This window comes from Actinoalloteichus spitiensis RMV-1378, assembly GCF_000239155.1.
Classification (GTDB): Bacteria; Actinomycetota; Actinomycetes; order Mycobacteriales; family Pseudonocardiaceae; genus Actinoalloteichus_B; species Actinoalloteichus_B spitiensis.
The window spans coordinates 1-19,725 of record NZ_AGVX02000319.1 but is presented as its reverse complement, the minus strand read 5'-3'; the positions used below and the strand labels follow the sequence as shown (position 1 = coordinate 19,725).

General features: G+C 72.8%; 20 protein-coding genes. 4 read left to right on the top strand and 16 right to left on the bottom strand.

Going from position 1 to position 19,725, the window contains the following annotated elements:
• Positions 1-197: 197 nt before the first annotated feature.
• Positions 198-950, bottom strand: a complete 753-nt coding sequence (thyX, locus tag ACTIDRAF_RS0214695) for an FAD-dependent thymidylate synthase (protein ID WP_016699494.1) — start codon at positions 948-950, stop codon at positions 198-200.
• 251 nt (positions 951-1,201) lie between these two features.
• Between thyX and ACTIDRAF_RS0214690 the strand changes: the two genes are divergently transcribed.
• Both ACTIDRAF_RS0214690 and ACTIDRAF_RS28990 read left to right on the top strand, forming a co-directional pair.
• Positions 1,202-1,777 (top strand): toxin-antitoxin system HicB family antitoxin, encoded by a 576-nt coding sequence (locus ACTIDRAF_RS0214690; RefSeq protein ID WP_016699493.1) that lies wholly within the window; start codon positions 1,202-1,204, stop codon positions 1,775-1,777.
• Between the two features lie 84 nt (positions 1,778-1,861).
• Positions 1,862-2,776 carry a DUF4097 family beta strand repeat-containing protein gene (locus ACTIDRAF_RS28990; protein WP_016699492.1) on the top strand — a complete coding sequence of 305 codons (915 nt, stop codon included), beginning with the start codon at positions 1,862-1,864 and terminating at the stop codon, positions 2,774-2,776.
• Between the two features lie 30 nt (positions 2,777-2,806).
• On the opposite strand, the gene ACTIDRAF_RS0214680 is transcribed toward ACTIDRAF_RS28990, so the two are convergent.
• Positions 2,807-4,042 (bottom strand): winged helix-turn-helix domain-containing protein, encoded by a 1,236-nt coding sequence (locus ACTIDRAF_RS0214680; protein WP_026066118.1) that lies wholly within the window; start codon positions 4,040-4,042, stop codon positions 2,807-2,809.
• Positions 4,043-4,294: 252 nt separating this feature from the next.
• Between ACTIDRAF_RS0214680 and ACTIDRAF_RS28985 the strand changes: the two genes are divergently transcribed.
• Positions 4,295-4,912: a GNAT family N-acetyltransferase gene (locus ACTIDRAF_RS28985; protein WP_039787435.1), complete on the top strand. Its 618-nt coding sequence runs from the start codon at positions 4,295-4,297 to the stop codon at positions 4,910-4,912.
• A 6-nt stretch (positions 4,913-4,918) separates the two neighbouring features.
• Here ACTIDRAF_RS28985 and ACTIDRAF_RS0214670 read toward each other — a convergent pair whose 3' ends face one another.
• From ACTIDRAF_RS0214670 to ACTIDRAF_RS0214625, 10 genes are all read right to left on the bottom strand, one after another.
• The gene (locus ACTIDRAF_RS0214670; RefSeq protein ID WP_016699489.1) at positions 4,919-5,368 is read right to left on the bottom strand and encodes a hypothetical protein; all 450 of its coding nucleotides are present in this window, start codon (positions 5,366-5,368) and stop codon (positions 4,919-4,921) included.
• Positions 5,368-6,138: a 4-hydroxy-tetrahydrodipicolinate reductase gene (gene dapB, locus ACTIDRAF_RS0214665; RefSeq protein WP_016699488.1), complete on the bottom strand. Its 771-nt coding sequence runs from the start codon at positions 6,136-6,138 to the stop codon at positions 5,368-5,370. The genes ACTIDRAF_RS0214670 and dapB overlap by 1 nt, the downstream gene beginning before the upstream one ends.
• Positions 6,135-7,475, bottom strand: a complete 1,341-nt coding sequence (locus ACTIDRAF_RS0214660; RefSeq protein WP_026066117.1) for a M16 family metallopeptidase — start codon at positions 7,473-7,475, stop codon at positions 6,135-6,137. Before ACTIDRAF_RS0214660 ends, dapB begins: the two co-directional genes overlap by 4 nt.
• A 79-nt stretch (positions 7,476-7,554) precedes the next feature.
• Positions 7,555-9,780, bottom strand: a complete 2,226-nt coding sequence (locus ACTIDRAF_RS0214655; protein WP_016699486.1) for a polyribonucleotide nucleotidyltransferase — start codon at positions 9,778-9,780, stop codon at positions 7,555-7,557.
• Positions 9,781-10,022: 242 nt separating this feature from the next.
• Positions 10,023-10,292, bottom strand: a complete 270-nt coding sequence (gene rpsO / locus ACTIDRAF_RS0214650) for a 30S ribosomal protein S15 (protein WP_016699485.1) — start codon at positions 10,290-10,292, stop codon at positions 10,023-10,025.
• Between the two features lie 278 nt (positions 10,293-10,570).
• Positions 10,571-11,119, bottom strand: a complete 549-nt coding sequence (gene thpR, locus ACTIDRAF_RS28980; RefSeq protein ID WP_016699484.1) for an RNA 2',3'-cyclic phosphodiesterase — start codon at positions 11,117-11,119, stop codon at positions 10,571-10,573.
• A gap of 9 nt (positions 11,120-11,128) precedes the next feature.
• A complete protein-coding gene (locus ACTIDRAF_RS0214640) occupies positions 11,129-11,605 on the bottom strand; it encodes a helix-turn-helix domain-containing protein (RefSeq protein WP_016699483.1) in 477 nt (158 codons plus the stop codon).
• A 158-nt stretch (positions 11,606-11,763) separates the two neighbouring features.
• Positions 11,764-12,717, bottom strand: coding sequence for a bifunctional riboflavin kinase/FAD synthetase (locus tag ACTIDRAF_RS0214635; protein ID WP_039787431.1), 954 nt, complete (start codon positions 12,715-12,717; stop codon positions 11,764-11,766).
• 70 nt (positions 12,718-12,787) lie between these two features.
• On the bottom strand, positions 12,788-13,714 hold the full coding sequence (gene truB, locus ACTIDRAF_RS0214630; protein ID WP_026066116.1) for a tRNA pseudouridine(55) synthase TruB: 927 nt from the start codon (positions 13,712-13,714) through the stop codon (positions 12,788-12,790).
• 78 nt (positions 13,715-13,792) lie between these two features.
• A complete protein-coding gene (locus tag ACTIDRAF_RS0214625; RefSeq protein ID WP_016699480.1) occupies positions 13,793-15,103 on the bottom strand; it encodes an MATE family efflux transporter in 1,311 nt (436 codons plus the stop codon).
• 68 nt (positions 15,104-15,171) lie between these two features.
• On the opposite strand from ACTIDRAF_RS0214625, the gene ACTIDRAF_RS0214620 reads away from it, so the two are divergent.
• On the top strand, positions 15,172-15,768 hold the full coding sequence (locus ACTIDRAF_RS0214620) for a CGNR zinc finger domain-containing protein (protein WP_016699479.1): 597 nt from the start codon (positions 15,172-15,174) through the stop codon (positions 15,766-15,768).
• A gap of 66 nt (positions 15,769-15,834) precedes the next feature.
• Here ACTIDRAF_RS0214620 and ACTIDRAF_RS33435 read toward each other — a convergent pair whose 3' ends face one another.
• From ACTIDRAF_RS33435 to infB, 4 genes are all read right to left on the bottom strand, one after another.
• On the bottom strand, positions 15,835-16,380 hold the full coding sequence (locus ACTIDRAF_RS33435; RefSeq protein WP_016699478.1) for a GNAT family N-acetyltransferase: 546 nt from the start codon (positions 16,378-16,380) through the stop codon (positions 15,835-15,837).
• A 307-nt stretch (positions 16,381-16,687) separates the two neighbouring features.
• Positions 16,688-17,203: a 30S ribosome-binding factor RbfA gene (gene rbfA / locus ACTIDRAF_RS0214610; protein ID WP_016699477.1), complete on the bottom strand. Its 516-nt coding sequence runs from the start codon at positions 17,201-17,203 to the stop codon at positions 16,688-16,690.
• A gap of 125 nt (positions 17,204-17,328) precedes the next feature.
• Positions 17,329-17,628 (bottom strand): DUF503 domain-containing protein, encoded by a 300-nt coding sequence (locus tag ACTIDRAF_RS0214605; protein ID WP_016699476.1) that lies wholly within the window; start codon positions 17,626-17,628, stop codon positions 17,329-17,331.
• Positions 17,629-17,733: 105 nt separating this feature from the next.
• Positions 17,734-19,725: translation initiation factor IF-2 (infB, locus tag ACTIDRAF_RS0214600; RefSeq protein ID WP_016699475.1), on the bottom strand; the 1,992-nt coding region annotated here is incomplete at its 5' end.

The following is a 19,725-nucleotide window of genomic DNA, read 5'->3' as shown; positions in this document are numbered from 1 at the left end:
CGACCGGCGGGTGCGGGGCCGCCGTGGGCCTTGCCACCGGTACGACGGCCGGCCTCGGTCCTGGTCACCGACGTCGGCCCCGGGGGGCGTCCCAGCGCCGACGCGGGGTGTCGGGACGGCGCCGGACCAGGCGGCGGGGGTCCGCCGCGCGCCGCGCTGCCCCACCCCCGCCGTGTGTCCGCCTCCTGGGCCCGCCGTCAGCCCTCGGTGACGTAGGGGCTCGAGGCGATCTCGGTGCCGTCGGGCAGCGCGGAGATCTCGAAGTCGCCGAACACGTTGGGCACGGCCTTCTGGAGCTGGCGGAGGCACTCGACGGCGAGCGCGCGGATCTCGACGTCGGCGCTCTCGGTGGCCCGCATGGCGATGAAGTGCCGCCAGGCCCGGTAGTTGCCGGTGACCACGATGCGGGTCTCGGTGGCGTTGGGCAGGATCGCGCGCGCGGCCTGCCTGGCCTGCTTGCGGCGCAGCGTGGCGTTGGGCAGGTCGGCGAACTTCTCCTCCAGCCCGGCGAGCAGCTCGTTGTAGGCGGCGACGCTGGCCTCGGCGGCGGCCTGGAACCGGGCGTGCAGCTCGGGGTCCTCGGCGATGACGTCGGGTTCGACCATCGCGGCCTTGCGCTCGGGCACGTACCGCTGGGAGAGCTGCGAGTAGGAGAAGTGGCGGTGCCGGATGAGCTCGTGGGTGAGCGAGCGGGAGACACCGGTGAAGTAGAAGCTCACGGTGCCGTGTTCGAGGACCGACAGGTGGCCGACCTCGAGGATGTGGCGGAGGTAGCCGGCGTTGGTGGCCGTGGCGGGGTTGGGCTTGCGCCACGACTGGTAGCAGGCGCGGCCGGCGAACTCGGCGAGCGCCTCACCGCCCTCGGCGTCCGTCTCCCAGGGCACGTCGGCCGGCGGAGTGAACTCCGTCTTGGCGATCAACTGCACCTTCGGCGACACCAGCTCGGTCACGGCCCAACTACTCCCTCAACGATCGGCTCCGGACCGCTTCCCGATCCGGGCGGCGGCTTGCAGCCCGCCCGGCAGCCTAACCGCCCTGCTCCTGGGGCCTTCGGGGTGGGAGGAGGAGCCCGGGCGGACGGGCGCCCGCCTGGTCCGACCGGCGAACCTCCCCACGATGACATCACCACTCCCCCACGATGACACCATCTATGTGTCATTTCTCCCTTGCATGACATCACTCATGATGTCATAGTGACGTCATGGATCTCTCACCGTACGTCGCCCAACTGAGGAAGGACCTTGCCTCGGCGGCCTCCGCCGGGGACGAGGAGACCAAGCGGGCGGCCACCCTGCTGGCCGGAGCGGTGGAACCCGCCATCCGGCTGGCGTTGATGAACGCCCTCTCCGACCTCGCCGCCGAGGTCACGTCGAACCTGGACGACCACGTCGTCGACCTGCGGATCAGCGGCCGGGACGTCACCGTCGTCGTCACCCCGGTCGGCGGTCCTCCCCGCGAGTCGACCGAGCACCCGAAGTCCGCCCCGCCGCCTCCGCCGCCCCCGCCCCCCGCCGAAGGCGACATCAGCCGGATCACGCTGCGCCTGTTCGACGAGATCAAGTCGAAGGCCGAGCAGGCCGCCGCGACGCAGGGCGTCTCGCTGAACTCGTGGGTCGCCCAGGCCGTGCAGGGGGCGTTGAACGGCCCCTGGAGCGGGCACGGGCACCGGGGAGGTCCCAGGGCCCGGGGTGAGCGGCCCGGCGGGCACGAGGACCAGCGCGGCTCCGGCCGGGACCGGGACGGCGACGGCGGGGTGCACGGCTGGGTCCAGGGCTGATCCCTCCCCGCCCCATCCGCACCGCACACGAGGGGCCGCCGCCGCGCGCCGCCCCTCCAGGCGACGACAACCGTGAGGACGACGATGACGACCGACAGTGACCACAACGGGCAGTCCCGGCGGGCCCGGGCCCGGAAGGTGGAGTTCGAGGCCGACGGGCCCGTGGAGCTGGACATCGGCGTCGCCGACTGCGATGTCACCGTCGAGCTCGGCGGTGACAGCGGCGGCAGCGTCGAGCTGCGCCACGCTCCCGACCGCGGCGCGGGGTGGGCCGGCGGCCTCCTCGACCTCGTGGGCTGGGCCACCGAACGCGCCGAGGAGGACTCGGTCGACCTCGCCGCCACGGCGATCGCGCGCAGCCGGATCGACCACGGCGACAACCGGCTCCTCGTCCGCTCGCCCCAGAGCCCCCCGCTGCGATCGGTTCCGATGTCGCTGCTGGTGCGGGTACCCAGCAGCTCCAGGGTGACCGTGCGCACCGAAACAGGGGACGTCACCGTGAAGGGGGAGGCCGCCGGGCTGGACCTGCGGGCGGGTGCCGGCGAGGTGCACGCCGACGCCGCCGACGGCCGGGTCACCGTCGGCAGCGGTGCTGGCCGCATCCGGCTGACCCGCGTGCGGGGCGAGACGACGGTGCACAGCGGGGCCGGCGAGGTGGACCTCTCCGAGGTGAGCGGCCGGACCGCCGTCCGCACCGGTCTCGGAACGGTGCGGATGGGCACCGTGCGCGGCGACGTCACGGTCCGCACCGGTGCCGGGGACATCACCGTCACCGAGGCCGTCGAGGGCGACCTGCGGCTCACCACCGGCACCGGGCAGCTCCACATCGGCATCGCCAGGGGCGTGCACACCGAACTGGACGTGCAGGCGCCCCTGGGCGGCTTCCGCAGTGCGCTGGCGGTGGCCGACCACCCGCCCTCGGACGCCGAGGTCGGCCTGCGGGTGCGGGCCAGGTCCGGCCTGGGGCGGGTGCACGTGACCAGCACCGAACGCCCCTGACCGTCGACACCCTGCCCCGTACGTGCCCGGTCAGGCCCCGGCCGGAACCGCGAGGGCCCGGGCGAGGGGATCCGCGAGGTCCCCTCGCCCGCCGACGACCACCCCGTCGAGCTCCAACCACTCCGCCATCTCCCGCAGGGCGCCGGCGAGCTCCGCGGCGGTCCTGGCCACCGGGCGGCCCTCCTCCAGGAACGCCCCGGGAACGCGCAACACCCCGGCCGCCCGGTCGGCCTTGAGGTCGACGCGGGCGACCAACGCGCCGTCGAGCAGGAACGGGAAGACGTAGTACCCGTGCACCCTCCTGTTCTCGGGCACGTAGATCTCGATGCGGTAGCGGAAGCCGAACAACCGCTCCGCCCTCTCCCGCCGCCAGATCAGCGGGTCGAACGGGCACAGCAACGCGCGGCCCACCACGCGGCGGGGCACGCTGACTTCCGGCAGGCGGTAGGCCGGCCTGTCCCAGCCCCGCACCTCCACGGTCTCCAGCAGCCCGGCGTCCACCAACTCCGCGACCGCCGGCTTCGACGCCGAGGGCGGCAGCCGGTAGTAGTCGCGCAGGTCCGGTTCGGTGGCGACACCGAGGGCACCGGCCGACCGCAGCACCAGTGCCCGCGCCGCTTCGGCCCGGTCCGGCGGGGTACCCGCGAACGACGACGGGGGCAGCACCCGTTCCGGGAGGTCGTAGCGCCGTTCGAACGACCGCCGGGTGCCGGTGGTCAACGCCCCCACACCGAACAGGTACTCGCACATGCGTTTGGTGTCGCTCCGGTTCCACCACCCGCCGCGTGACCCCGAACTCGCGCCCGTCAGCTCACGTTCGAGCGCGCCCGCGCTGATCGGTCCGAGACGTTTGACGGCGTCGAGCACCTCGTCCGCGAGGCCGGGCCAGCGTTCCTCCAGCGCCTCCCGGTGGTGCCCGTACCGCTGGCGGTAGGCCTCCCGCCGCCAGCCCAGGAGCGGCCAGTCCGCGACGGGCACGAGGCTGGCCTCGTGCGCCCAGTCCTCGACCAGCAGGCGGGGCCTGGCCGCGCTGTCGGACCACGCGGCGTCGTCGAGCAGCGCCCGGTCGTAGGGGCCCAACCGGCTCAGGACCGGCATGTAGTGGGCTCGGACGGCGACGTTGACCGAGTCGAGCTGGAGCAACCTCACCCTGCTCAGCACCCGTTTGAGGTGGTGTCTGGTGGGTCTGCCGGTGGGTCGGGCGTCGGTGAAGCCCTGCGCTCCGAGCGCGAGCCTGGTCGCCGCCGCACCGCTCATCGTCTGCACAGTCCGGGGATGCTGCCACCGAGGTCCGACAACTCCGACGGCGGCCCGCTCGTGGCGTCCCCGCCGCATCCCGCCCGCACCGAACTCCCGGGCCGGCGGGCGTTCGGTGCGCCGTGCGCCCGGCTCCCCCGCTCCCGGGGCCAGCTCCCCACCGAGCCGACCGCGGACCCGGCCCGTCGGGGCGGCGCCCCCACCCGGAGCGGCCACCGCCCGCCGGCGACTCGTCCGGGCGGCGCGGATACGTTGGTGCGCATGGCCGTAGCCGATGTTCGACCAGCCGTGACAGCGGACGTCAGTGAGATCACGAGGATCCAACGGGTCACCTGGCAGGCCGCCTACGCGGACCTGCTGCCGTCCGAGGTGCTGGCCACCCTGGACACCCCGGACGCTGAGGAGGCGTGGCACGAGGCGCTGGCCCAACCGGCGGCCCGGGTGTTCGTCGCGACCGAGGGCGAGTGGACCGTGGGCTTCTGCGCGGCCGGACCCGCTCCCGCCGAGGCCGTCGCCTCCGCCGGCGGCGCGTTGCCGGCGGACGCGGACCGGGTGGGGCTGGTCAGCGTGCTGCTCGTGGAACCCCGCTGGGGTCGGCGGGGGCACGCGGGACGGCTGTTGGCGGCCGCCGGCCAGGCACTCCGGGGCGAGGGGGCGGAACGGGGGGTGGCCTGGATCCCGCAGTCCGACGCCGCCTCGGAATCCTTCTACCGGAAGGCCGGCTGGGAGCCGGACGGAACGGCTCGCACCCTCGACGCCGGTGGCCGACCGTTCCGGGAGGTGCGGTTCACCGGTCCGCTGGACATCCCGCTGGTGGAGCGGGGCGGCGAGACCGGTGGCACGCCGTTCGGGGCGGCGCCGGACGCCGAGCCCCGGTGAGCCCCCTCAGCTCGTCGTCCCTCGTTCCAGGTCGACGGCCCGCCGCATGGCCTCCCGGGCCCGGCGGCGGTCACCGGCCAGGTCGTAGGCCCGGGCGAGCTTGAACCAGCTGCGCCAGTCCCCCGGTGCCTCGTCGAGCTCGGCCTGCCTGGCCGCGAAGAACTCGTCCGCCGCGGCCCGCTCGATCCGGCCCGAGGGCATGGTCGGCAGGTGGGACTCGTCGGGGAGCCCGCCCTCGGCGACGATGCGCTCCCCGAGGCGGGCCGTGCGCGCCCCGAACCGCCAGGTGGCGACCACCATCCAGGCCCCGAGCAGCGGCAACGCGAGCACCGCGACCCCGAGCAGCGCGGCGACCGGGTCGCCGGAGGTGACCAGCAGCCACGCCCTGCCCGCCAGCAGGACCAGGTAGACGACCAGCGCCGCGGTGAGGACGACGGCGGTGGCCCGAGCCCGCATCAGAGCCCCAACAGCGGGTCGATGCCGACCGTCACCCCGGGCCGGGCCCCGACCTCGCGGACGGCCAGCAGCACACCGGGCATGAACGACGACCGGTGGACCGAGTCGTGCCGGATCGTGAGGGTCTCCCCTTCCGACCCGAAGAGCACCTCCTGGTGCGCGACCAGCCCGGAGAGGCGGACCGAGTGCACGGGAACCCCGGCGATGTCGGCTCCCCGGGCCCCGGGCACCTGCTGGGTGGTGGCGTCGGGGGCCGGTCCGAGGCCGGCGTCGCGCCGGGCTCCGGCGATCAGCCGGGCGGTGCGGTCGGCGGTTCCTGACGGCGCGTCGACCTTGCGGGGGTGGTGCAGTTCGATGATCTCGGCCGACTCGTAGTGCCGGGCCGCGATCTCGGCGAACCGCATGGCGAGCACGGCGCCGATCGCGAAGTTCGGCGCGACCAGCACGCCCACCCCCGGTCGCTCGGCCACGAGCTCCGACAGGCTCGCCAACCGCTCGTCGTCGAACCCGCTGGTCCCGACCACGGTGTGGATGCCGTGGTCGACGCAGAACCGGATGTTGGTCATGGTGACGTCGGGACGGGTGAACTCCACCACCACCTGGGCGCCCGACTCGGTGAGCCGGTCCAGGGGGTCGCCGGCGCCGAGCGCCGCGACCAGCTCCAGGTCGGCGGCGCCCTCCACGGCCCGGCAGACCTCGGACCCCATGCGCCCCCGGGCGCCGATCACGCCGACCCGAACCGGACCGGACGGCTGGTCAACAGTGCTCACCTGATCACCTCGTGCACTTCGGCTGGGAGTTCGTCGGGATGGGAGTACGGGCCGACCACGGCCACGCTGAGCGGACGTCGCAGCAGTTCGGCGGCCAGCGCGGACACGTCCTCGACCCGCACCGCGTCGATCATGGCCAGTTCGTCGGACACCGGCAGGTAGGTTCCGTAGTTCAGTTCGCCCTTGCCCAGCCGGGACATCCGTGACCCGCTGTCCTCCAGGCCGAGCACCAGGCCGCCCCGGAGCTGTCCGCGTCCCCGGGCCACCTCGGCGTCGGACAGCCCGCCCTCGGCGACGTCGGCGAGCACCGAGCGCACGACCCGGACCACCTCACCCAGTCGTGCCGGCTGGCAGCCGGCGTAGACGCTGAAGCTGCCGGTGTCGGCGTAGGAGGCCACGGACGAGTAGACGGAGTAGGCGAGCCCGCGCCGTTCCCGCACCTCCTGGAAGAGCCGGGAGCTCATGCCACCGCCGAGGGCCGCGCTGAGCACCCGCTGTGTGAACCTCCGGTCGTCGTGCCGGTGGATGGAGGGCATGCCCACCATCAGGTGGGCCTGCTCGCTGTCGGCGTGTTCGAGGACCAGACGGCGTCGGCCGGGGATCTCGGCGACCCCGCGACGTGGCCCGACCGGCGGCTCCGTCCCGACGAGCCTGCCGGCCAGCGCCTTGCCCACCAGCATCACGACCTCGTCGTGGTCGACGTTGCCGGCCACCGCGACCACCATGTGCGGCAGCGTGTACCTGCGGCGGTAGAACCCCTGGAGGGCCGAGGCGGTCATCCCGGTGATGGACTCCTCGGTGCCCAGCACCGGCCGGCCCAACGCGTGGTCACCCAGGACGGTGGTGCAGAACGCCTCGTGCAGGAGGTCCTCCGGGTCGTCGTCGCGGATCGCGATCTCCTCGAGGACCACGCCGCGTTCCACCTCGACGTCCCGGGGGCTGATCACCGCGTCGAAGACGACGTCACAGATCAGGTCCACCGCCAGCGGCAGGTCGGTGTCCAGCATGTGCGCGTAGTAGCAGGTGTGCTCCTTGGCGGTGAAGGCGTTCAGCTCACCGCCGACGGCGTCCGCCTCCTCGGCGATCTCCGCGGCCGTCCGTCGCGCCGTGCCCTTGAACAGCAGGTGCTCCAGGTAGTGGGCGGCTCCGGCCACCTCGGGCTCCTCGTCGCGCGACCCCGTTCCGACCCAGATCCCCACCGAGGCCGAGCGCACCCCGGGCACCCGCTCGGTGAGCACCCGCAGGCCACCGGGCAGAACACTGCGGCGGACGAGGTGCCCGTCCGGTCCGCTTTCCAGCACTGTCCCGCCGTCGAGCGACGAGGCATTGGCATCCATCCAACTCACCACCGGGACTCCACGCCAGACAGGTGACCGCGGGCGCCGGAGGCGCCCGCGGTCGGGGTGTGCCACGTCGTCACTCGTCGGCGGGCGCCTCAGCGGGCTCGTCGCTCGCCTGCTCCTCGTCGGACACCAGGACCAGGCTGATCTTGCCGCGGCTGTCGATGTCGGCGATCTCCACGCGGAGCTTGTCGCCGACCTTGGCCACGTCCTCGACCTTGCCGATCCGCTTGCCGTTGCCGAGCTTGGAGATGTGGATCAGGCCGTCCTTGCCGGGCACCAGCGAGACGAAGGCCCCGAAGGCGGCCGTCTTGACGACGGTGCCGAGGAAACGCTCACCGACCTTCGGCAGCTGCGGGTTCGCGATCGCGTTGATCTTGTCGATCGCCGCGTCCGCGGACGGGCCGTCACCCGCGCCGACGTAGATCGTGCCGTCGTCCTCGATGGAGATGTCGGCACCGGTCTCCTCGGTGATCGAGTTGATCATCTTGCCCTTCGGGCCGATGACCTCACCGATCTTGTCCACCGGGATCTTGATGCTGGTGACGCGCGGGGCGTAGGGGCTCATCTCGTCGGGCCGGTCGATGGCCTCGGTGATCACCTCGAGGATGGTCACCCGGGCGTCGTAGGCCTGCCGGAGCGCCTGGGCCAGCACCTCCGAGGGGATGCCGTCGAGCTTGGTGTCCAGCTGGAGGGCGGTCACGAAGTCCTTCGTGCCGGCGACCTTGAAGTCCATGTCGCCGTAGGCGTCCTCGGCGCCGAGGATGTCGGTCATCGCGACGTAACGGGTCTCCCCGTCGACCTCGTCGGACACCAGGCCCATGGCGATGCCCGCCACGGGGGCCTTCAGCGGCACACCCGCGTTGAGCAGGGACAGCGTCGACGCGCAGACCGAACCCATCGAGGTGGAGCCGTTGGAGCCGAGCGCCTCGGACACCTGGCGCACCGCGTACGGGAACTCCTCCCGGCTGGGCAGCACCGGCACCAGGGCCCGCTCGGCGAGCGCGCCGTGGCCGATCTCCCGCCGCTTCGGCGAACCGACCCGACCGGTCTCACCGGTGGAGTAGGGCGGGAAGTTGTAGTGGTGCATGTACCGCTTGGTGGTCTCGGGCGCCAGCGTGTCCAGCGTCTGCTCGAGGCGGAGCATGTTCAGCGTGGTGACACCCAGGATCTGCGTCTCCCCACGCTCGAACAGCGCCGAGCCGTGCGCCCGGGGGATCACTGACACCTCGGCGCCGAGGCTCCGGATGTCGGCCAGCCCGCGGCCGTCGATGCGGACCCGGTCACGCAGCACCCGCTGCCGGACCAGCTGCTTGGTCAGCGAGCGGAACGCGGCGGAGATCTCCTTCTCCCGACCGGCGAAGGCCTCGCCCTCACCGACGCCGATCTTCTCGATCGCGGCCTGCTTGACCTCGCTGATGCGGTCCTCGCGCTCCAACTTGCCCGAGATGGTCAGCGCCTGCGCCAGGTCAGCGGAGGCCGCCCGCTCGACGGCCTCGTAGGCGTCCTGCTCGTAGGCGGGGAACACCGGGAACTCCAGGCGCTCCTTGCCCGAGGAGTCGGCCAGCGACTGCTGGGCCTCGCACAGCACCCGGATGAAGGGCTTGGCGGCCTCCAGGCCCTGGGCGACGACCTCCTCGGTCGGGGAGGGCGCGCCCTCGCCGACCAGTTCGATCGTGCGCTCGGTGGCCTCGGCCTCGACCATCATGATCGCGACGTCGTCGCCGACGATCCGGCCGGCGACGACCATGTCGAAGACGGCGTCCTGGAGCTGCTCGTGGGTCGGGAACGCCACCCACTGGCCCTGGATGAGGGCGACGCGCACGCCGCCGATCGGGCCGGAGAAGGGCAGACCGGAGAGCTGCGTCGACGCCGAGGCGGCGTTGATGGCCAGCACGTCGTACAGGTCACCCGGGTTCAGGCTCATCACGGTGACGACGACCTGGACCTCGTTGCGCAGCCCGTCGACGAAGGAGGGGCGCAGGGGCCGGTCGATGAGCCGGCAGGTCAGGATCGCGTCGGTGGAGGGACGGCCCTCCCGGCGGAAGAACGAACCGGGGATCCGCCCGGCCGCGTACATCCGCTCCTCGACGTCGACGGTGAGCGGGAAGAAGTCGAAGTGCTCCTTCGGCTGCTTGGAGGCGGTGGTCGCCGACAGCAGCATCGTCTCGTCGTCCAGGTAGGCGGCGACGCTGCCGGCGGCCTGCTTGGCGAGCCGGCCCGTCTCGAAGCGCACCGTCCTGGTGCCGAACTTCCCGTTGTCGATGGTCGCGGTGACTTCGGTGAAGTCGTTGTCCGTCACAGGTTCTCCTCGTCTGCGACGCGTCCGACGCACCAGGGGTCGCGGTCCACTCGAGGCCGGTCTTCGATCGAAGCTCCCGGGCCGAACTGCCCGAAAGCCACTACCGAGGACCGGCGGACAGTTCTCCCGTGGTCGGTTCGGCGCGTTCGCTCTGTGGTTGTCCCGCCCGGGGGATCCGGACGGTGTCGTTCCTATGTGCCGAGGGGGAGCAGCCGACTCGGCTGCTCCCCCTCGGCCTGGCGTCAGCGACGCAGTCCGAGCCTACTGATCAGGGACCGGTAGCGCTCGATGTCCACCTTCGTCAGGTAGTTGAGCAGTCGGCGGCGGCGGCCGACCAGCAGCAGCAGACCACGACGGGAGTGGTGGTCGTGCTTGTGGGTCTTCAGGTGCTCCGTCAGGCCCGTGATGCGCTTGGTCAGCATCGCGACCTGAGCCTCGGGGGACCCGGTGTCGCTGTCGTGCAGGCCGTACTCGCCGAGGACCTGCTTCTTCTCGTCGGTGGACAGTGCCACGTGTCATCTCCTCACAGATTTCCGTGCGGCCCCTGGACACGGTGCCCACGGCACCAGCCCGGGCGTCAGGACGCACCGACGACGTCGGCACGGCCATCCGCCCTGTTCCCGCTGGTTCCCGTCGGCTCCTCATGCAGGTCATGCGCCTGGTCGCGCAAAGCCACGCCGGGGTAAGACGGTCACGGCCGCCACGGAACGCAGCCGGACCCGGCCGCCACGATAGCACCCTCCACGCCACCACGCGCGTTTCGGCGCGCGGCGCCGCGCCTTTCCGCTGGTCAACGGCCCCCGCGTCCGGTACCTGCTCCCAGTGCGATCCGCTGGTAGGCGGAGTAGCGGGACCGTTCCCCCGCGTCGCTCCGCACGACCAGGACCTCCTCGGGCGTCCACCACCGGCTGGTGTAGGGCTGGAGGGCGGCGACCGCCGCCGTCACGTCGGGTGCCGCGCGCCGGGACCACCGGGCAACGGTGACGTGTGGCCGGAACTCCGCCGGATCGGCCTCCCCGACGGCCGCCACGAGGGCGGACAACGCCGCCTGGTCCTCGGGACCGGCGCTCTCGACCCCGGCCCAGAGGACGCCGGGGAAGACACCGGCGCCGGCGATCCGCAGCCTGGGGGCGCGACGACCGACGAGCGCGGCGCGCAGCCCGGCCGCCCGCCGAGCGGGCTCGGCGACCTCACCGTGGAAACCGAGGGTGACGTGCCACTCCCGTCGGGGCACCGGGCGGCCGGGGACGGGGTCGACCGCCTCCCCGCCGCGGCGGAGGGCCGCGGCGAGGTCACGAACCACGTCGTCAGGTGGCCACAACGCGGTGAACAGCCGCACGGGACCTCGTCACTCCCTGGCTGCGTAGCGCAACAGCCGGGCCAACTTCGGGTACCGGTCCTCGATCAGCTCGGCCGCGCCGACCAGCTCGTCGAAGGACGCCGTCTTCGCCAGGAACGTCAGGGTGACCTGCTCGCCGGTCCCGTCGTCGACGGGGAGCGAGCCTCGCCCGACGGTGGGACGGGACGCGCGCACCTCGTCGAGCGCCCGCTGCATGGCCTCCCGTTCCCCGGTGGAGACGTCGGGGGTGAGGACCTTCCGCTCCAACATCACCAACCGGGCCAGCACCGCCGGGTTACCGATCTTCGCCCGGCGGCCGCTCATCACCTGGCTCAACATCGGCGCGCTGATACCGAGGACGTCGGCCAGCTGGGCTTGGGAGATGCTGTAGGCGACGACGAGCCGTCGCACGCGGTCGCCGAGTGGTTCCCCGTACCACTCGCGTTGCAGCGCGAGGTTGCGCTGGACAATCTGCTGCTCCTCCACGTTCCCGCTCCCTGGCCGTGTCATCGTCGTCAGGCTGGCCACCCAGACGTATCCTGCCAGGTCAGTTCCGCCCCGAGGTGGGCAACCGACAGGTTGGGGACCGGTATCTCCTCCCCGCCGACGCGCACGGTGGGCGGTGGACACGGGGGCGCGAGCGCTCAGCGCCCCTCGCCGACCAGCTCCCGGGTGCGGACCACGTCCCGCTCCATCTGCTCGACGAGCGCGTCGACGGAGTCGTAGCGTTCCATGTCCCGCAGCCGCTCGACGAAGTCGAGTTCGACGTGCTCGCCGTAGAAGTCCTCGTCGGCGTCCAGCACGAAGGCCTCGACCCGGCGTTCCGAGCCGGAGAACGTCGGGTTGGTGCCGACCGAGACCGCGGCCGGGCGGACCCGGGCGGGATGCGGCTCGGTCCGCTTGCGGTGGCCGAACAGGCAGGCGTAGACACCGTCGGCCGGCACCGCCGCGTGCGGTGCGGTGGACAGGTTCGCCGTCGGGAAGCCGAGGTCGCGTCCCCGTCCCTCGCCCCGGATCACCACCCCCTCCAGCCGATGGGGTCGTCCCAGCGCCGCCGCGGCCTCGCCCACGTCACCCGCCGCCACGCAGGACCGGACGTAGGTCGAGGAAAAGGTGACCCGTTCCGTGGAGAGCAGTTCGGTGCCCTCGGTGGTGAAGCCGAACCGGCGGCCCAGCCGGTTGAGCAGCGCGACGTCCCCGGCCGCGCGGTGGCCGAAGGTGAAGTTCTCCCCCACCACCACGGTGGCGACGTGCAGTTGGTCGACGAGCAGCTCGTGGACGAACTCGTCGGCGGGCATCCGCGCGAGCTCCTGGGTGAAGGGGATGACGCAGAAGACGTCCACCCCCAGTTCCTGGACGAGTTCCGCGCGGCGCCGCAGGCTGGTGAGCTGGGCCGGGTGGCTGCCGGGGCGGACGACCTCGGCCGGGTGCGGGTCGAAGGTCATCACGACGCTGGGAACGCCCTGCTTCCTGGCCTGCTCCACGGCGGTGCCGATGAGTCGCTGGTGGCCGCGGTGCACACCATCGAAGATCCCGATGGTCACCACGCAGCGACCCCAGTTGCCAGGGAGCGGTTCCAAGCCACGCCAGCGTTGCATGACACGCAGACTACGACGGCGGTCCACCGCGCCGCGCCCCGGTGGAGACCACGGCGGTGCCACCACCCGCTCAGCCGCCGGCGCCGGCCAGCACCACCAGCGGCTTGGTCACGCCGCCGTCCTCGGCGACCAGTGCGATCACCCTGCCGTCGGGTGCGAAGACCCCGTAGGCCCCCCGCCGCCCGGTCGGGGCGAGACGTTGGCCGTGCCCCAGCGCCGTCGCCTCCGCCTGGGTGACGTCGCGCCGGGCGAAGGCGGTGGCGACCGCGTCGTCCAGGCCCATCGACAGGCCGGGTTCGCGCTCCACCTGCTCCAGGGTGCGAGCGCTGACGATGCCGAACGGGCCGACCCGGGTACGGCGCAGCTCGCCGAGGTGGCCGCCGACGCCCAGGGACGCGCCCAGGTCCCTGGCCAGCGCGCGGACGTAGGTTCCGGAGGAGCACTCCACCAGGACGTCGAGTTCGGTGGTCGCGGCGAGCCGGCGCACCGCGAGTAGGTCGAAGCGGTGGACGGTGACCGGTCGCGGTGGCAGTTCCACCTTCTCCCCCGCCCGCACCAGCTCGTAGGCGCGGCGGCCGGCGATCTTCACCGCGCTGACCGCGCTGGGCACCTGCTCGATGTCACCGGTCAGGGCGGCGATCCCCGCCCGGACCGCCTCCTCGTCGACGTCGGCGGCGGGCGCTTCGGCGAGGACCTCGCCTTCGGCGTCGTCGGTGGTCGTCGAGGCGCCCAGTCGGATCGTCGCCAGGTAGGCCTTGGTGTCGAGCGCGAGGTGACCCAGCAGTTTGGTGCCGCGTTCCACGCCGAGGATCAGCACGCCGGTGGCCATCGGGTCCAGGGTCCCCGCGTGGCCGACCTTGCGGGTGCCCAGGGAGCGGCGCGCCCGGTCCACCACGTCGTGCGAGGTCATTCCGGACGGCTTGTCCACGACGAGCAGTCCCGAGGGGGCGGTCGGATGACGGTCACGGGCGCGGGAGGAACGGTTCGAGCCTGGCACGGGCGCACATCCTGCCCTAAGCCGCCGCCGGCGCCACGGCCCGGGTCGGGCAACCCGCGCCGTGCCCGGTGCCGCCTGTCAGCGGGTCGCCCCGGTGACCGCCCACCGCCCCGATCTGGCCCGCCCCACCACGGCGGCCAGCCGCAGCAGCATGAACGCCGCGAGTCCTGCCCAGATGCCACGCAGGCCCCAGCCCATCGCCATCGACGTCCAGATCAGGGGCAGGAATCCCAGGAGGGCGCTGACCAACGTCGCGGTCCGCAGGAAGGCGGCATCCCCGGCACCGAGCAGGACCCCGTCCAACGCGAAGACCACGCCGGCGACCGGTTGCAGCGCCACGAAGAACCACCACGCGTCGGGCACCGCCGCGAGCACGGCGGCGTCCGGGGTGAACACGCGGGGCAGCACCTGGGACACCGCGGCGAAACCGGCGGCCAACAGCGCGCCGAAGACGAACCCGTACAGGGCGACCTGCCGGGCCACTCCCCGTGCCTGCCGGGCGTCGGACCTGCCGAGGGCGGCTCCGACCAGTGCCTGCGCGGCGATGGCCAGCGAATCGAGGACCAGCGAGAGGAAGGTCCAGAGCTGGAGCACGATCTGGTGGGCACCGGCGGCCGCCACGGAGTGCCGGGCGGCGACGGCGGCCGCGGAGAGGAAGCAGGCCTGGAAGGCGAGGCTGCGGAGGATGAGGTCGCGGCCCATCCTGAGCTGGGCGCGCATCACCGCGGGTTCCGGTCGCAGCGGCACGCGTTCCTCGGCCAGGGCGCGGAAGAAGAACCCGGCGGAGATCGTCTGGGCCGCGACGTTCGCCACGGCGGAGCCGTTGAGGCCCCAGCCCGCGCCGTGCACGAGCAGGGGGCACAGCACGGCGGAGATCCCGTTGCCCACGAGCACGTACCGCAGGGGGCGGAAGGTGTCCTGCACGCCCCGCATCCAGCCGTTGCCGGCCATCGTCACCAGCACGAGCGGCGCCCCGAACAGCGCGATCCGCAGCCAGCCGACGGCGGCGTCGGCGACCTCTCCCGGGCCGGCGAGCGCGTGGGCGATCGGGACGGCCAACAGCTGACCGATGACCACCAGGACGGCACCGACGGCGAGGGCGAGCCAGGTGGCCTGCACGCCCTCGGCGACGGCCTCGCGGCGTCTCCCGGCGCCGTAGAGCCGGGAGGCACGGGCGGTGGTGCCGTAGGAGAGGAAGGTCAGCTGCGTGGAGACCTGGGCCAGCACGATGGCACCGATGGACAGCCCCGCGAGGGGGACACCGCCCAGGTGGCCCACCACGGCGGTGTCCACCAGCAGGTACAACGGCTCGGCGGCGAGAACCCCGAGCGCCGGCACGGCCAGCTTCGCGAGCTTGCCGGGGCTGACCCGGTCTCCTACCTGCGACACGCGAACCTCGTAAGGTGTGAACTCGGGACCTGCCCCTGACAGGGGCACTGTACGGGTAAGGACCGCCGATGGACAACGCTGATTACCTGGACATCACACTCCGGCTCGCCAACGCGGACCTGTCCACCCTTGACGACCTGCGCGCCGCGCTGCACGACGAGCCGTGGTGGGCGGACCGGGTGACGCCGGAGGACCTGCGGGACCTGCGGGGGACCCGACAGCGGCTCCGGGACGCCCTCGCCGCGGTCGTCACCGGCGACGCGGCGGCGGTGATGCGGGAGACCAACGGCCTGCTGGGCGCGCACCCGCCCCGGCCCCGCCTCTCCGCCGGCCACGAGGGCAACGTGGAGCTGAGCACGGCCGACCGGGCTGGCGGGCCGGTGTCCGCCCGGCTGGACTGGCACGTCCACGTCGCCGACGTCGACGCGCAGCCGGCCACGGAGGTGGCGGCCGCGGCCGCGTGGGGCCTCGCCCAGGGGATCGTCCGCCACGGCCTGGAGCGGTGGGGCCGGTGCGCGGACGACACCTGCGCCGCCTTCTTCCTCGACACCTCCACCAACCGGCGCAAACGCTTCTGCTCACCCCGGTGCGCGAACCGGACCCACGTGGCGGCCTTCCGGGCGCGCCGCCAGGCCGAACCCGGCGGCCCGGTGGAACCGGTCTGACCTCAGCGACCCGGCACGAGGGCGACCCGGACGGCCGGCGCGCCGCACCGGGGGCGCGCCGGTCCCCTAGACGCCGAAGGCCGCCGGGTACCGGACGAGGCCGGTCGGAGCGGGCCGGGTGGGGTCGAGCGCCTGGGCCAGGAACGCGTCGTCGGGCGCGTCGAAGGGTGCCCGGACACCGAACCCCGATGCGGGGGTGAACCCGAACCGGGGGTAGTAGGAGGGGTGTCCCAGCACCACGACCAGGTTCTCACCTCGGCGCCGAGCGAGGTCCAGCCCGGTGCGGATGGCGGCTGATCCCGCGCCCCGTCCCTGGTGTTCCGGCAGCACGGCGCACGGTCCGAGCGCGAGCGCCGGCCCGTCCCCTACCCGACACCGGGTGAACAGGGCGTACCCGACGACCTCACCGGCCGGGTCCTCGGTCACGACGGGCAGGCCACCGCTCCACGCCTCCCGGTCGGCCCGCAGGGCGTCGACCAGGTCCGCTTCGAGGGGGGTGGGGAAGGCCGCGAGACAGACGGCACGGACGGCCGCCACGTCCTCGGGCGCCTCCGACCTGGTGTTCCACACGTGGGTTCCGTCCTCCAGTCGCCAGCCCGGGCGGCGGAGCACCAGGCGAGGGTCGTCGTCCTGCGGGAGAAGCCGCTCGGGGTGCCCTTCCCCTCGGGGTCCGCGAACGGCCCGTCGAGGGGCCGACCTCGACGCGCCCGCCACCGCCCGATCAGCACCCCTGGGAGGTCGCCCGCCGGGGGCGGAGAACGGGGCGGGCGACCACGCCGAGCCGGCCCGGAGGGGCCAGCGGGCGGAGGACCCCCTCGCGGCGGGGGACCTCCCGCGCCGGCACGAACGCGGGTCCGCCCTCGGCTGGCGAGGCGCACCCCGTTGGTGTTCCCACCGCATCGCCGAGCGCGCCGGAACCTCAGTCGCCCCGCGTGTCCCGGGGCGGCGCGTCCTCCTCCGGGGAGGTGCTCGCCCCGCCGCCGAGGTCCTCCTCGGCGTCGACCTCGTCGGCCGTCCGGTAGGGGTCCGGGTCGCCGGCGTGCCGTGCGTCGGCCGCCAGCCTGGCCACCTGCTCGTCGGCCTCCCGCGCCCGCGCCAACAACTCGTCCATCCTCCTGGCGGAGTCGGGCACGTTGTCGGGCACGAACGTGAGGGTGGGGGTGAACTTGATCCCGGTGCCCTGCCCCACCTTGGACCGGAGGACGCCCTTGGCGCTCTCCAGGGCCGCGGCGGCGCCCGCCTCGTCGGGAGGGCTGGACAGGGACTCACCGAAGACGGTGTAGTAGACGGTCGCCTCGCGCAGGTCGGCGGTGACCTTGGCGTCGGTGATCGTCACCCTCGCCACACGCGGGTCCTTCACCTCGTGTTCCAGCGCGGAGGCGATGATCTGCGCGATCCGCTTGGCGAGCCTGCGAGCGCGGGCCGGATCTGCCACGGCCTTGTCTCCTCGTCGTCGGGCCCACCGGCACCGGCCGGCGGGCGGCCCCGGTGGCGTGCACCGAGGCGGACCTGCGTTGTCGAAAGGTCGGGGCTGGCGGGGTCCCCCGCGGACCCCGTGGGTCAGTTCTCGTCCTCGGGGCCGAACAACCGGCGCCGCGCGGACAGCAACTCCAGCTCGGGCCGGTTGGCCACCATCCGCTCGCAGGCGTCGAGAACGTCCCGGACGTGCTCCGCGTCGGCGGCTGCCACCGCCACCCCCACCAGGGACCTGCGGTGCAGGTCGAGGTGGCCGCACTCCCCCACGGAGACGTCGTAGCGCTTCCGCAGCTCGGCGATGACCGGTCGGACCACCGACCTCTTCTGTTTCAGCGAACGGACGTCGCCCAGCAGCACGTCCAGTTCGAGGGCACCCACGTACACCAGGCATCACCGTGTGTTGGTCGGCGGGACGGAACGGCCGGCATCGGACCGGCCGTGAACAGCGCGCTGGGCCGCCCCACCCGGGACGGCCCAGCGCCTGGTGACTCAGCCGCGCGGCTTCTCCCGCATCTCGTAGGTCTCGATCACGTCGTCGACCTTGAGATCCGAGTAGGAGCCGAGCGTCAGACCGCACTCGAAGCCCTCGCGGACCTCGGTGACGTCGTCCTTGAACCGGCGCAGCGTGTTGACGGAGAGGTTCTCCGCGACGACCACGCTGTCCCGGAGCAACCGGGCCTTGGAGTTCCGGCGCACGGTGCCGTTGAGGACCATGCAGCCGGCGATCGTGCCCACCTTGGAGGACTTGAAGACCTCGCGGACCTCCACGCGGCCCAGCTCGACCTCCTCGTACTCCGGCTTGAGCATCCCCTTCAGCGCCTGCTCGATCTCCTCGAGCGCCTGGTAGATGACCGTGTAGTACCGGACATCGATGCCCTCGCGGTTGGCCAGCTCGTCGGCCTTCCCGGTCGCCCGGACGTTGAAGCCGATGACCACGGCGTCCGAGGCGGCGGCGAAGTTGATGTCGCCCTCGGTGATGCCACCGACACCGCGCCCGATCACCCGGAGCTCGACCTCGTCGCCGACGTCGATCTTCAGCAGCGAGCTCTCCAGCGCCTCGACGGTACCGGAGTTGTCACCCTTGATGATCAGGTTCAGCTGACCGGTCTCCTTGAGGGCCTTGTCCAGGTCCTCAAGGCTGACGCGCTTGCGCGCCGCGGCGAACTGCGCGTTGCGCAGCCGGGCCCGGCGGCGGTCGGCGATCTGCCGTGCCACCCGGTCCTCCTCGACCACCAGGAAGGTGTCGCCCGCTCCTGGCACCGAGGTGAACCCGATGACCTGGACCGGCCGTGCCGGCAGCGCCTCGGTGACGTCCTCGTCGAACTCGTTGATCATCCGGCGGACGCGCCCGTAGGCGTCCCCGGCGACCACCGAGTCGCCGACCCGCAGCGTGCCGCGCTGCACCAGCACCGTCGCCACCGGACCACGGCCCCGGTCGAGGTGCGCCTCGATCGCGACGCCCTGGGCCTCCATGCTCGGGTTGGCCCGCAGGTCCAACGAGGCGTCGGCCGTCAGCAGGATCGCCTCCAGCAGGCCCTCGATGTTGATGCCCTGGCGCGCGGAGATGTCGACGAACATCGTGTCGCCGCCGTACTCCTCCGGCACCACGCCGTAGTCCGACATCTGCTGGCGGACCTTGGCGGGGTTGGCACCCGGCTTGTCGATCTTGTTGACCGCCACCACGATCGGCACGTCGGCCGCCCGTGCGTGGTCGATGGCCTCGGCCGTCTGCGGCATCACGCCGTCGTCGGCCGCGACCACGATGACCGCGATGTCCGTCGACGTCGCACCACGAGCACGCATGGCGGTGAACGCCTCGTGACCCGGGGTGTCGATGAAAGTGATGAGCCGCTCCTCGCCCTCCAGGTTCGTCGCGACCTGGTAGGCACCGATGTGCTGGGTGATGCCACCGGCCTCGCCCTCGTGGACGTTGGTCTTCCGGATGGTGTCCAGCAGTCGGGTCTTACCGTGGTCGACGTGACCCATGACGGTCACGACCGGCGGCCTCGGCAGCAGGTCCTCGTCGCCCCCGGCGTCCTCACCGAAGGTGATGTCGAAGGAGTCGAGCAGCTCCCGGTCCTCCTCCTCGGGGCTGACCACCTGGATCTGGTAGTTCATCTCCTGACCCAGGAGTTCCAGCACCTCGTCGGAGACCGACTGGGTGGCCGTGACCATCTCACCGAGGTGGAACATGGCCTGCACCAACGAGGCCGGGTTCGCGTCGATCTTCTCCGCGAAGTCCGTCAGCGAGGCACCCCTCGGCAGGCGGACGACCTCGCCGTTGCCCCGGGGCAGCCGCACGCCGCCGACCGACGGCGCCTGCATGTTGTCGAACTCCTGGCGCTTCTGCCGCTTCGACTTGCGGCCACGACGCGCCGGACCACCGGGGCGGCCGAAGGCTCCCGCCGCTCCGCCGCGGCCACGGCCACCGCCACCGGGGCGACCGCGGAAACCACCCGCGGGAGGCGCTCCGGTGCCACC